Annotated in this window: 11 protein-coding genes; 4 read left to right on the top strand and 7 right to left on the bottom strand. The window is 60.9% G+C overall.

Annotated elements, in window-relative coordinates:
- Position 1 precedes the first annotated feature (1 nt).
- Genes PMA3_RS24970 through PMA3_RS31155 form a run of 3 tightly spaced genes read right to left on the bottom strand, consistent with a single transcriptional unit; the run spans position 2 to position 3,403 of the window.
- Positions 2–904 carry an acyltransferase gene (locus PMA3_RS24970; protein ID WP_064679694.1) on the bottom strand — a complete coding sequence of 301 codons (903 nt, stop codon included), beginning with the start codon at positions 902–904 and terminating at the stop codon, positions 2–4.
- The gene (gene pta / locus PMA3_RS24965) at positions 905–3,004 is read right to left on the bottom strand and encodes a phosphate acetyltransferase (RefSeq protein ID WP_064679693.1); all 2,100 of its coding nucleotides are present in this window, start codon (positions 3,002–3,004) and stop codon (positions 905–907) included.
- Between the two features lie 60 nt (positions 3,005–3,064).
- Positions 3,065–3,403, bottom strand: coding sequence for a DUF3565 domain-containing protein (locus tag PMA3_RS31155; protein ID WP_082930493.1), 339 nt, complete (start codon positions 3,401–3,403; stop codon positions 3,065–3,067).
- Here PMA3_RS31155 and PMA3_RS24960 point away from each other — a divergent pair.
- From PMA3_RS24960 to PMA3_RS24950, 3 genes are all read left to right on the top strand, one after another.
- On the top strand, positions 3,372–3,857 hold the full coding sequence (locus tag PMA3_RS24960; protein WP_064679692.1) for an FKBP-type peptidyl-prolyl cis-trans isomerase: 486 nt from the start codon (positions 3,372–3,374) through the stop codon (positions 3,855–3,857). The genes PMA3_RS31155 and PMA3_RS24960 overlap by 32 nt on opposite strands.
- 121 nt (positions 3,858–3,978) lie before the next feature.
- On the top strand, positions 3,979–4,461 hold the full coding sequence (locus tag PMA3_RS24955) for a glutathione peroxidase (RefSeq protein WP_064679691.1): 483 nt from the start codon (positions 3,979–3,981) through the stop codon (positions 4,459–4,461).
- 186 nt (positions 4,462–4,647) lie between these two features.
- The gene (locus PMA3_RS24950; protein ID WP_064679690.1) at positions 4,648–5,751 is read left to right on the top strand and encodes an NADH:flavin oxidoreductase; all 1,104 of its coding nucleotides are present in this window, start codon (positions 4,648–4,650) and stop codon (positions 5,749–5,751) included.
- Between the two features lie 148 nt (positions 5,752–5,899).
- Here PMA3_RS24950 and PMA3_RS24945 read toward each other — a convergent pair whose 3' ends face one another.
- Positions 5,900–7,099: a glycosyltransferase family 4 protein gene (locus PMA3_RS24945; protein ID WP_064679689.1), complete on the bottom strand. Its 1,200-nt coding sequence runs from the start codon at positions 7,097–7,099 to the stop codon at positions 5,900–5,902.
- A gap of 40 nt (positions 7,100–7,139) precedes the next feature.
- A complete protein-coding gene (cysZ, locus tag PMA3_RS24940; protein WP_064679688.1) occupies positions 7,140–7,892 on the bottom strand; it encodes a sulfate transporter CysZ in 753 nt (250 codons plus the stop codon).
- Between the two features lie 314 nt (positions 7,893–8,206).
- Here cysZ and trxB point away from each other — a divergent pair, with 314 nt between their 5' ends.
- Positions 8,207–9,169, top strand: coding sequence for a thioredoxin-disulfide reductase (gene trxB / locus PMA3_RS24935; RefSeq protein WP_064679687.1), 963 nt, complete (start codon positions 8,207–8,209; stop codon positions 9,167–9,169).
- 191 nt (positions 9,170–9,360) lie between these two features.
- On the opposite strand, the gene PMA3_RS24930 is transcribed toward trxB, so the two are convergent.
- Both PMA3_RS24930 and PMA3_RS24925 read right to left on the bottom strand, forming a co-directional pair.
- A complete protein-coding gene (locus tag PMA3_RS24930) occupies positions 9,361–10,644 on the bottom strand; it encodes an NAD(P)/FAD-dependent oxidoreductase (protein WP_064679686.1) in 1,284 nt (427 codons plus the stop codon).
- A 236-nt stretch (positions 10,645–10,880) separates the two neighbouring features.
- Positions 10,881–11,708, bottom strand: coding sequence for a transporter substrate-binding domain-containing protein (locus PMA3_RS24925; RefSeq protein ID WP_082930492.1), 828 nt, complete (start codon positions 11,706–11,708; stop codon positions 10,881–10,883).
- Positions 11,709–11,723: the final 15 nt, after the last annotated feature.

The following is an 11,723-nucleotide window of genomic DNA, read 5'->3' as shown; positions in this document are numbered from 1 at the left end:
ATTACTTCGCTGGATACTCCCGATGCATCTGCTCCAGCAGCGCATCCTTATCCAGCCACAACTGATTGATCCACCCCTGGAACTGCACTCGATACTCCCCATCCTGGTCGTAATTCTTGCCAATGAACTCCGGCGGAATCTTCAGCTCCTGGAAATGCACCACCACATCCTTCACATTCCCGCAGAGCAAATCCCAATACCCCGGACGCCCGCCCGGGTAGTGAATCGTCACGTTGACGATCGACTCCAGCTGCTCACCCATCGCATCCAGCACAAACGCGATGCCACCCGCCTTGGCCTTGAGCAGATACTTGAACGGTGATTTCTGCTGCGTATGCTTACCTTCGGTAAAGCGCGTGCCTTCGACGAAGTTGAAGATCCCCACCGAGTCATGGCGAAATTTCGCACAGGTTTTGCGCGTGGTTTCCAGGTCCTTGCCTTTCTTTTCCGGGTGCTTTTCCAGGTAGGCCTTGGAGTAGCGCTTCATGAACGGAAAGCCCAGGGTCCACCAGGCCAGGCCAATCACCGGCACCCAGATCAGCTCCTGCTTGAGAAAAAACTTCAGCGGCTGGATGCGACGGTTGAGCACGTATTGCAGCACCATGATGTCGACCCAGCTCTGGTGATTGCTGGTGATCAGGTACGAGTGGCGATAGTCCAGGCTTTCCAGACCGCTGAGGTGCCAGCGGGTGCGGCAGACCAGGTCCATCCAGGCTTTGTTGTTGCTGATCCAGGCTTCGTGGGTGTGGCTCATCAACCAGCGCGTGAAGCGCTGGGTGAGGGCGAAGGGCAATACCTTGAAGATCGCCACGCAGAACAGGAACGAGCACAGCAGGATGGTATTGAGTGCCAGCAGCAATGATGCAATCACGCCGCGTACGGCGGCGGGCAGGAAATCCAGCATTTAAAGGTCCACAGGTCGGTTGGCCGCTTGAATCGCGGTCAACGCGATGGTGTAGACGATGTCATCGACCTGAGCGCCGCGGGGCAGGTCGTTCACCGGTTTGCGCAGGCCTTGCAGCATCGGCCCGAGGCTGACGCAGTCGGCGCTGCGTTGCACGGCCTTGTGGGTGGTGTTGCCGGTGTTGAGGTCGGGGAACACGAACACCGTGGCGCGACCGGCCACCTGGCTGTTCGGCGCCAGTTGCCGGGCCACGTTTTCGTTGGCGGCGGCGTCGTATTGCAGCGGGCCGTCGATCAGCAGCGAGTTCTGTTGTTCATGGGCGAGCAATGTGGCCTCGCGCACCTTCTCGACTTCTTCGCCGCTGGCCGATTCCCCGCTGGAGTAGCTGATCATCGCCACGCGCGGGGTGATGCCGAATGCCGCGGCCGAATCGGCGCTTTGCAGGGCGATCTCGGCCAGTTCGCTGGCGCTCGGGTGCGGGTTCATTACGCAGTCGCCGTAGACCAGCACTTCTTCGGGGAACAGCATGAAGAACACCGACGACACCAGGGTGCAGCCCGGCGCGGTCTTGATCAACTGCAGCGCCGGGCGGATGGTGTTGGCGGTGGAGTGAATGACTCCGGACACCAGGCCGTCGACTTCATCCAGCGCCAGCATCATGGTGCCGATCACCACGGTGTCTTCCAGTTGTTGCTCGGCCATCGGCGCGTTGAGGCTTTTGCTCTTGCGCAGCGCCACCATCGGCTCGACGTACCGCTCGCGGATCAGGTCCGGGTCGAGAATCTCCAGCCCCGGTGGCAGCTCGATGCCTTGGGCACGGGCCACGGCTTCGACGTCCGCGGGTTTGGCCAGCAATACGCAGCGGGCAATGCCACGGGCCTGGCAGATCGCCGCGGCTTGCACGGTCAACGGCTCGCTGCCTTCGGGCAGGACGATGCGCTTGTTCGCGGCCTGGGCGCGCTGGATCAGTTGATAGCGGAACACCGCTGGCGACAGGCGCATTTCCCGTGGCGTGCCGCAGCGCTGGTGTAGCCAGTTGGCGTCGAGGTGGCTGGCGACGAAATCGGTGATGATCTCCGCACGTTCGCGGTCGTCGATCGGGATCTCCTTGTTCAAACCGTTCAGCTGATTGGCGGTTTCGTAGGAGCCGGTGCTCACCGACAACACTGGCAGGCCGGCCTGCAACGCACCGCGGCAGAGGTCCATGATGCGCGGGTCGGGCAGGGTGTCGCTGGTCAGCAGCAGGCCGGCCAGGGGCACGCCATTCATGGCCGCGAGGCTGACCGCGAGGATGATGTCGTCGCGATCGCCGGGGGTCACCACCAGCACGCCGGGCTTTAGCAGCTCCACGGTGTTGCGCATGGTGCGGGCGCAGATGATGATTTTGGTCATGCGCCGGGTTTCGTAATCGCCGGCATTGAGGATCTGTGCGCCCATCAGGTCGGCGACGTCGCGGGTGCGCGGCGCGTTCAGTTCCGGCTGGTAGGGGATGCAACCCAGTAAGCGGAAATCGCCGCTGCGCAGCAAGGGCGAGTGTTCCTTCATGCGCGAGGCGAAGGCCTCCATGCTTTCGTCGGTCTTGACCTTGTTGAGGATCACGCCGAGGACTTTCGGGTCTTTCGGCCCGCCGAACAATTGCGCCTGCAATTCCACACGGCCGGACAGTTCGGCCAGCACTTCGTTTTCCGGGGCCGAGACCAGGATCACGTCGGCGTCGAGGCTTTTGGCCAGGTGCAGATTGACCCGCGCGGCGTAACTGGCGCTACGGGTCGGGACCATGCCTTCGACGATCAGCACGTCCTTGCCGATGGCCGCCTGCTGATACAGGGTGATGATTTCTTCGAGCAGCTCGTCGAGCTGGCCGTCGCCGAGCATGCGCTCGACATGGGCCAGGCCCAAGGGCTGCGGCGGTTTCAAGCCGTGGGTACGGGCCACCAGTTCGGTGGAGCGCTCAGGCCCGGTATCACCCGGATGGGGCTGGGCGATCGGTTTGAAAAAGCCCACCTTGAGGCCGGCCCGCTCGAGGGTACGCACCAGCCCGAGGCTGATGGAGGTCAGACCCACACCAAAATCGGTGGGTGCGATAAAAAAAGTCTGCATGCGGATTCTCTGGGGGGGCATGGCAATGGTGACAACTTATGACGGGTCGTCTACCGAATTTCAGTCGCCAAGGTTATCGCTAACCGAGCCTTGTGCACACCAACCGCAAGCAAAGGGCTGCCCTATTTTTTCATTGCGTAGCAAAGGGTTCAGTACCCAGGCCCGGGACTGCCACGGTGGCTGATGGCGCAGGTGCTGAGTGTGCCCGCAGGAAAGCTCGGCGACCCAGTGGCCGTCTTCGTCCTGATGAAACCCTGTCACCGTCGAGCCTTTCGCCGCGTTCCGTCTGTCCGGGTTGTGTTCGCTTTCGGGCGATGGCTTCGCTAAACTGGGTCTTTCAATATTCTTATGCAAAAGGTCTCGCCCCATGCTGATCGCCGCCAATAAGGCTGTCTCCATCGACTATACCCTGACCAACGACGCTGGTGAGGTCATCGACAGCTCCGCCGGCGGCGCGCCGCTGGTCTACCTGCAAGGCGCAGGCAACATCATTCCGGGCCTGGAAAAGGCACTGGAAGGCAAGGCCGTCGGTGACGAACTGACCGTCGCCGTAGAACCTGAAGATGCCTACGGCGAGTACGCTGCCGAACTGGTCAGCACCCTGAGCCGCAGCATGTTCGAAGGCGTCGACGAGCTGGAAGTGGGCATGCAGTTCCACGCTTCCGCTCCGGACGGCCAGATGCAGATCGTCACCATTCGCGATCTGGACGGCGACGACGTCACCGTCGACGGCAACCACCCGTTGGCCGGTCAGCGCCTGAATTTCCAGGTCAAGATCATCGACATCCGTGAAGCCAGCCAGGAAGAAGTTGCCCATGGCCACGTCCATGGCGAAGGTGGCCATCACCACTGATTTTCTGCGCTAAGCTTTCGAGAACTGGAGAGGCGCCCGAGGGCGCCTTTTTAGTCCGCGGCCGTCCTTGAGGGCACCGCCAAGTGGCTGTTTTGAGAAGAACGGGAATCTGGAGTTCGTCATGAGTGCTTTTCACGACCTTAAATTGACAGCCCTGGATGGTCAGGAGCTACCGCTGGCACCCCTCAAGGGGCACGTCGTGCTTGTGGTCAACGTCGCCTCCAAATGTGGCTTGACCCCACAGTATGCGGCGCTGGAAAACCTTTATCAGAAATACAAGGGTAAGGGTTTCAGCGTGCTGGGCTTGCCGTGCAACCAGTTTGCCGGGCAGGAACCGGGCACCGGGCAAGAAATCCAGGAGTTTTGCAGCCTGAACTATGGCGTGACCTTTCCGTTGTCCAGCAAAATGGAAGTCAACGGACATGAGCGCCATCAGTTGTACCGTCTGCTGGCGGGCGAGGGCGCCGAGTTCCCGGGTGACATCACCTGGAACTTCGAGAAATTCCTGCTCGGCAAGGATGGACGCGTACTGGCGCGGTTCTCGCCGCGTACACTGCCGGAAGATCCTGCGGTCATCCAGGCGATCGAAAAAGCCCTGGGCTGACACCTCCTCTGTAGGAGCGAGGCTTGCCCGCGAAGGCGTCCTTTAAATCGCCATCGCCGGCAAGCCGGGCTCCTACAGGTTTTGCGTACCTTTTAGACCTTAATCACCGCAATCAATAGTGCTGTTCAATCCGTCGCGCGCTCCATATTATCCCCGTCATATAGTCTATTCCCGTGGAGCGCCCCCATGCCCGTCAAAGCCCTGTTCAAACCGTTCCACCTCGGCACCCTCGAACTGCCGACCCGCGTCGTCATGGCCCCAATGACCCGTTCGTTTTCACCGGGTGGGGTGCCCAATTCCAAAGTGATCGAGTACTACCGTCGCCGCGCCGCCGCCGGCGTTGGCTTGATCATCACCGAAGGCACCACCGTCGGGCACAAAGCATCCAACGGCTATCCCAACGTGCCGCACTTCTACGGTGAAGCCGCACTGGCCGGCTGGAAGAAAGTCGTCGACGCTGTCCACGCCGAAGGGGGCAAGATCGTGCCTCAGCTGTGGCATGTCGGCAGCGTACGCCGCATCGGTACCGAGCCGGATGCCAGCGTGCCGGGTTATGGCCCGTCGGAAAAACTCAAGGACGGTCAGGTCGTGGTTCACGGCATGACCCGCCAGGACATCCAGGACGTGATCGCTGCGTTCGCCCAGGCGGCCAAAGATGCCCAAAGCATCGGCATGGACGGCGTGGAGATCCACGGCGCCCACGGTTATCTGGTGGACCAGTTCTTCTGGGAAGGCAGCAACCAGCGCACTGACGAATACGGCGGTAGCCTGGCTAACCGTTCGCGTTTCGCCATCGAACTGATTCAGGCGGTGCGGGCTGCGGTCGGTGAAGGGTTCCCGATCATCTTCCGTTTCTCCCAGTGGAAGCAGCAGGATTACACCGCGCGTCTGGTGCAAACACCAGAAGCCTTGGGCGAGTTCCTCAAGCCGTTGTCCGAGGCTGGCGTGGACATTTTCCACTGCTCGACGCGCCGATTCTGGGAGCCGGAATTCGACGGTTCCGAACTGAACCTGGCGGGCTGGACGCGCACGCTCACCGGCAAGCCGACCATCACGGTCGGGAGTGTTGGCCTGGACGGCGAATTCCTGCAGTTCATGGTCAACACCGACAAGATCGCCCAGCCGGCCAGTCTGGAAAAACTGCTGGAGCGGTTGAACAACGATGAATTCGACCTGGTGGCGGTGGGGCGTGCGTTGCTGGTGGATCCGGATTGGGCGCAGAAAGTGCGAGATGGGCGTGAGGGAGATATTTTGCCGTTCAGTCGTGAGGCGTTGATGACGTTGGTTTAAGCGGCGCCTGCACTGGCCTCATCGTCGGAACGCCGCCCGGAGCAAGCTCGCTCCCACAGGTTTTGTGGTGATCACATGATATGTGAACACCCCGGAACCCTGTGGGAGCTGGCTTGCCAGCGAAGACGGCCTCAAGGTCAGCAAAGATTCAGGGCACGATCGGTGCATTCGGCACCACCACCTCCCCCACACAAGCCCCCCGCAACTGCCCCTCGAACTGCTCGATAATCGCCGCCCACCCCTGGCGACTCGCATGCTGGCGCGCATTGAGCCGTACGCAGCGCAAGGTCTCTTCCTTCTCCAGCAACCACACCGCTGCTTCGCAAAACGCCTCTTCATCCCCCGGCATCGCCAGCACGCCATTGTAGCCATGGCGAATATGCTGAGCGGCCGCGGCCATATCGTAGGACACCACCCCCAGCCCCGAAGCGAGCGCCTCAAGCACCACATTGCCGAAGGTTTCGGTCAGGCTCGGAAACAGAAAAAGATCCCCCGACGCATAGTGACTGGCCAAGGCTTCGCCGCGTTGCGAGCCACAGAAAATCGCCTCGGGCAGTTCTTTCTCCAGAACCACGCGTTGCGGACCGTCACCCACCACGATCAACTTGATCGTACGCTGTGGATAAGCCGCTTTCAGCGCATCGAAACTGCGCCTGAGCAACCCGGTATTCTTCTCCGGTGCCAGGCGTCCTACGTGGATGACGGCGATGTCGTTCTCGGCCAGTCCCCACTGTTCGCGCAGTGACTGCAGCCGTTTGGCCGGATGAAACAACTGGCTGTCGACACCTCGCGACAGTAACGCCAGGCGCTCGAAATGCCGGCGCTCCAGTTCCAGGCGCTGGCTGATGCTCGGCACCAGGGTCAGGGTCGAACGGTTGTGAAACCAGCGCAGGTAGTGGGTCAGCAGGCGCGTCAGCAAGCCCAATCCGTACTGGCTGGTGTATTGCTGGAAATTGGTGTGAAAGCCACTGACCACCGAGATCCCCAGGCGCCGTGCCGCGCGCAATGCGGACAGTCCCAACGGTCCCTCCGTGGCGATGTACAGCACGTCCGGTCGATGGCGTTTCCAGCGTCGCAGCAACTTGTGCATCGATGACTGACCCCATTGCAAACCGGGATAACCCGGCAGCGGCCAGCCCCGACACAACAGCAATTCATCGTCGCTGCCCAGCTGCTCGTCGCCCACCTGTCGTGGCCGCACCAGTTCCACCTGGTGCCCGCGCGCGCGCAGGCCGTCGCACAAGCGGCCGAGGGTGTTGGCCACGCCGTTGATTTCCGGAGGAAAGGTTTCGGTGATCAGAGTGATATGCAGAGTTGTCGTCATGACCCCAGTATCGGCTGGGGCCATGTCGTCATTGTGGCAGTTTGATGATGGATTTATGACCCGTTCAGCGCTGGACCACCAGGTTTTCCGCGCCGCGCTCACGGACCCAGAACAGCGTCGCTCCCGCCACGGCCGCCGGCATCATCAGGATGTTGACCACCGGAATCAGCAGCACCAGGTACACACTGCCGCCGAAACCCAGGCTCTGCCAGCGTTTCTGCCGCAGCCAGGCGAGCATTTCGTTCCAGCCCAGCTTGTGGTTATCCGCCGGGTAGTCGATGTACTGGATTGCCATCATCCATACCCCGAACAGCAGCCACAGCGGCGCGGCGATGATGTTGACCACCGGAATGAACGAGAGGATGAACAAACCGATGGCGCGGGGCAGGAAGTAGCCCAGCTTGCGCAGTTCCCGGGCGAAGGTGCGGGGAACCATGGCAATCAGTTCACCCCAACTGAAGGCCGGGAAGTCGTCAGTGCCGCGCACCACCACTTCGACTTTCTCCGCCAGGAAGCCGTTGAACGGTGCGGCGATGACATTGGCGAGCATGGTGAAGGTGAAGAACACCATCAACACCACCAGCACCACGAACAGCGGCCAGAGGACGTAATTGAGGAAGCTCAGCCATTCCGGCAGGGACGGCATCAAGGTATCGACCCACAGGCTGAATTGATGGCTGGCCAAATAGATCAATCCGACGAACAGCACCAGGTTGATCGCGAGCGGCAACAATACGAACAAACGCAGGCTTGGGGTGAGGACCAGCCTGAGGCCTTCGCGCAGGTATTGCGGGCCGGACAGAACGGGGGCGGGCATAACGTGCTCCAAGCAAAGGGAAACGCGCCGACCTTACCGGCTTTGCCTGACAGGCGAAAGCGCGGCAGCGGTATCGACATTAACTGTAACAAAGGCGCTCAGGTATCCAACGCGATCGAATAGAGACTGCCTATGAGCTGGATTGTTAAACCGTATTTCCTTAATCTTCGCCCCCTCGATACGCTGCACCCAATCTTTTTACAGGACTGTCGAGCCCAAGCCTTCCCCAAGTGCTTTCCATAGTCCTTTTTTATTCCCGCCGGCAATCCGGCGTTCCGCGCCAGGTATTCCAGGCCGGTCAACAGGAGCAGGTCATGTCTGAAGTCCGTCATTCGCGAGTGATTATTCTCGGTTCCGGCCCTGCCGGTTACAGCGCCGCCGTTTATGCCGCCCGTGCCAACCTCAAGCCTTTGCTGATCACCGGCATGCAGGCCGGCGGTCAACTGACCACCACCACTGAAGTCGACAACTGGCCGGGCGATGTCCATGGCCTGACCGGCCCGGCGCTGATGGAACGCATGAAAGAGCACGCCGAGCGCTTTGAAACCGAGATCGTCTTCGACCACATCAATGCCGTGGACTTCGCTGCCAAGCCGTACACCCTGACCGGTGACAGCGCGACCTACACCTGCGACGCGCTGATCATCGCCACCGGTGCGAGCGCTCGTTACCTGGGCCTGCCGTCGGAAGAAGCGTTCATGGGCAAAGGCGTTTCCGCCTGCGCGACCTGCGACGGTTTCTTCTATCGCAACAAGCCAGTGGCCGTGGTCGGTGGCGGCAACACCGCTGTGGAAGAAGCCCTGTACCTGGCCAACATTGCCAGTACCGTGACCTTGATCCACCGTCGCGAAACATTCCGCGCCGAGAAGATCCTGATCGACAAGCTCAATGCCCGGGTTGCCGAAGGCAAGATCATCCTGAAATTGAACGCGACCCTGGACGAAGTGCTGGGCGACAACATGGGCGTGACCGGTGCTCGCCTGAAGAACAACGACGGCAGCTTCGACGAGCTGACAGTCGATGGTGTGTTCATCGCCATCGGCCACACCCCGAACACCTCGTTGTTCGAAGGCCAGCTGACCTTGAAAGACGGTTACCTGGTGGTGCAGGGCGGCCGTGACGGCAATGCGACGGCCACTAGCCTCGAAGGTATTTTTGCCGCCGGTGACGTGGCTGACCACGTTTACCGTCAGGCCATCACCTCGGCCGGCGCCGGTTGCATGGCGGCACTGGATGCCGAGCGTTACCTGGACGATCTGCAGAACGCCAAGTTCTGATTTCGTCGCCATGAAAAAACCGGCCTCGGCCGGTTTTTTTGTGCGCGCGATTTAATGGTCGATCAAAAAACCTGTGGGAGCGAGCTTGCTCGCGATAGCGGTGGGTCAGTCGACATATAGGTTGAATGATAAATTGCTATCGCGAGCAAGCTCGCTCCCACAGGGTTTGCGGTGGCCGCACTGGATTGCGATCAACCGCGCAACCGCTCCTGGACAAAATCCATCACCTTCAACGACTGATAGATCGCATTCGCCGCAACCCGGCCGAATGGCCCCCCGTTCCAGTCCAGCAAGTACGGCTTGAACAATTCATGCCGAGCGCTTTCCCCGCACACTGCCTCGGCAATCACCCGTCCGCCAATCGAGCCGGTGTTCAAACCATGGCCACCAAACGAGGTGCAGGCCCAGACGCCCGGTTCGAGCCCTCCCAGGTTGGGCATTTTGTTGGTGGAATAGCCCATCAGGCCGGACCAGGCCAGTTCGATCTTTACCGATACCAGTTGCGGATAGACCGCGACCATGTCCGCCTTGAGCATCGCCGCCAGCGCTTGTTCGTTCTGTTCGTTGCGGGTGGTGATGCGTCCGCCCCACAACAGGCGATCGCCTTCGACGATGCGATAGTAGTCCGAAGCGCGGCGGTCGTCGGAAAACGCGGCACCGGAGTCGAGTACGGTTTTGATCGAGTCGCCCAGGTGTTCGGTCAGCACCACGTAGGTCGCGATGGGCAGGTAGGCGCGGCTGAGTTTTTGCAGCTCCGGGCCGCCGTAGCCGCCGGCGCAGAACACCAGATCCTGGCAGCGCACGCTACCCTGGGCGGTCTGGACGATCTTGTCGGCGCCTTCGCGACGCCAGGCCAGCATTTTTGACTGCTCGAAAATCCGTCCGCCGATCGCTTCGATGGCCAGCGCCAGGCCCAGGCAATAATTCAGCGGGTGGAAGTGCAGGGCGTTCGGGTCTTCGACACCCTGGAAATAGCGCAAGGTGTGCGCCCGTTCGCGGACCTGGGCGGTGTCGAGGTAGTTGAGTGCATAGCCGAAGTCGCGACGCATGCTATCGATGTGGTTCTTCACGCCCGCGCTGTCGTCGTAACGCTTGACCCGAATCGTACCGGCGGATGGGGCGCAGCCGGGCAGGGCCAGTTCGGCGATATTGTGCCGGACGATGTCCACGCCTTCCACCGACATCAGGAACAGCGCCTTGGCGTGTTCCAGTCCAAGCTTCTTGCGGATCGCCCCCGAGCCTTCGGCCCAGCCCGGGGAGACCACGCCGCCATTGCGCCCGGACGCGCCCCAGGCGACCTGTTGGGCTTCAAGGATGATCACGCGCTTGCCGCGACGGGTCAGTTCCAGGGCGGCGGTAAGGCCGGCAATCCCGGCGCCGACGATGCAGACGTCGCAGGTTTCATCGGTGTTCAGTTCAGGCCTGGCTGCGCGGGGCAGCGAGGTTTTGGAGTACCAGGTGGTGGGGAAAGACATGGTCAATCCTTTGTAGGAGCGAGCTCGCTCGCGAAAAACGCAAGGGCGCCGTGTGTATTCAGGTTGCCCGCGTCATCGTTCACGTCCATCGCGAGCAAGCTTGCTCCTACACAGGGCGGTATCTGTAGGAGCGAGCTCGCTCGCGAAAAACGCAAGGGCGCCGCGTGCATTCAGGCTTGCCCGCGTCATCGTTGACGTCCTTCGCGAGCAAGCTCGCTCCTACAGGGGGCACGTGTTTACTTGATGGTCGAGTAATCCACGCCATACCACTTGTTCGACAGCTTGCTCAGCGTGCCGTCCTTGTGCATCGCGCCGATGATTTCACCGAGTTTGGCCTTCAACTCCGGGTCACCTTTATCGGTAGCGATCGCCAGCGGTTCGTAGAAAACGATGCTGTTGTCGACGGCGCGCAGCGGGTAATTTTTCTTGATCGCCGCTTCCAGGGTGCTGCGTTGCGTGAGGATGCCGTCAAGACGAACACCGTCGCCCAGACGCAAGTCGTCCAGCGGGCCGAGGGAGCCGGCATAGGTTTTCATTTTTTTGGTCTGCACGTCATAAACCACAGGTGGCACGTCAGTGGTTTCGATGGCCAGCGACTGGCTGAAATAGTCCTCGGAGGTGGTGCCGCCTTCGACGCCGATGGTCTTGTCATTGAGGGCTTTGTGGTCGGTCAGCGCCGATTTGGTATGGACCGCAAACACATACGGCACGTAGTAGTAGGTCGCGGGGAAGTCGAGGATCCGTGCGCGACTTTTGGTGGCGGTCATCGAGCCCACCGACATGTCCCAGCGCCCGTTCCACTTGCCCGCGGTGATCACGTCCCAGTCGGGGGTGATGAACTTGACCTCGACCCCGAGACGCTTGGCGATCTCCTTGGAGACGTCGATATCGAACCCGTCGATTTCATTCTTGTCGTTGATAAAACCCTGGGGCGGCCAGGTCGCCGACGTGGCGACGGTCATGGTTTTGCTGCTCTGGATCTTGTCCAGGACGGCTCCGGCGTTGGCGGCGCCGACGAACGCCAGCGAGAGAGCGGCGGCTAACAGGTGTTTTTTGCTGATCATGTCCATCTCCACTTA

This window comes from Pseudomonas silesiensis (assembly GCF_001661075.1).
Taxonomy (GTDB): Bacteria; Pseudomonadota; Gammaproteobacteria; order Pseudomonadales; family Pseudomonadaceae; genus Aquipseudomonas; species Aquipseudomonas silesiensis.
This window is presented reverse-complemented; position numbering and strand designations above follow the sequence as displayed.

What these genes read in the sequence shown, in the direction of transcription:
- PMA3_RS24970 (WP_064679694.1), bottom strand. Translation starts at nt 904, where the DNA reads ATGCTGGATTTCCTGCCCGCCGCCGTACGCGGCGTGATTGCATCATTG.
- pta (WP_064679693.1), bottom strand. Translation starts at nt 3,004, where the DNA reads ATGCAGACTTTTTTTATCGCACCCACCGATTTTGGTGTGGGTCTGACC.
- PMA3_RS24960 (WP_064679692.1), top strand. Translation starts at nt 3,372, where the DNA reads ATGCTGATCGCCGCCAATAAGGCTGTCTCCATCGACTATACCCTGACC.
- PMA3_RS31155 (WP_082930493.1), bottom strand. Translation starts at nt 3,403, where the DNA reads ATGGAGACAGCCTTATTGGCGGCGATCAGCATGGGGCGAGACCTTTTG.
- PMA3_RS24955 (WP_064679691.1), top strand. Translation starts at nt 3,979, where the DNA reads ATGAGTGCTTTTCACGACCTTAAATTGACAGCCCTGGATGGTCAGGAG.
- PMA3_RS24950 (WP_064679690.1), top strand. Translation starts at nt 4,648, where the DNA reads ATGCCCGTCAAAGCCCTGTTCAAACCGTTCCACCTCGGCACCCTCGAA.
- PMA3_RS24945 (WP_064679689.1), bottom strand. Translation starts at nt 7,099, where the DNA reads ATGGCCCCAGCCGATACTGGGGTCATGACGACAACTCTGCATATCACT.
- cysZ (WP_064679688.1), bottom strand. Translation starts at nt 7,892, where the DNA reads ATGCCCGCCCCCGTTCTGTCCGGCCCGCAATACCTGCGCGAAGGCCTC.
- trxB (WP_064679687.1), top strand. Translation starts at nt 8,207, where the DNA reads ATGTCTGAAGTCCGTCATTCGCGAGTGATTATTCTCGGTTCCGGCCCT.
- PMA3_RS24930 (WP_064679686.1), bottom strand. Translation starts at nt 10,644, where the DNA reads ATGTCTTTCCCCACCACCTGGTACTCCAAAACCTCGCTGCCCCGCGCA.
- PMA3_RS24925 (WP_082930492.1), bottom strand. Translation starts at nt 11,708, where the DNA reads ATGATCAGCAAAAAACACCTGTTAGCCGCCGCTCTCTCGCTGGCGTTC.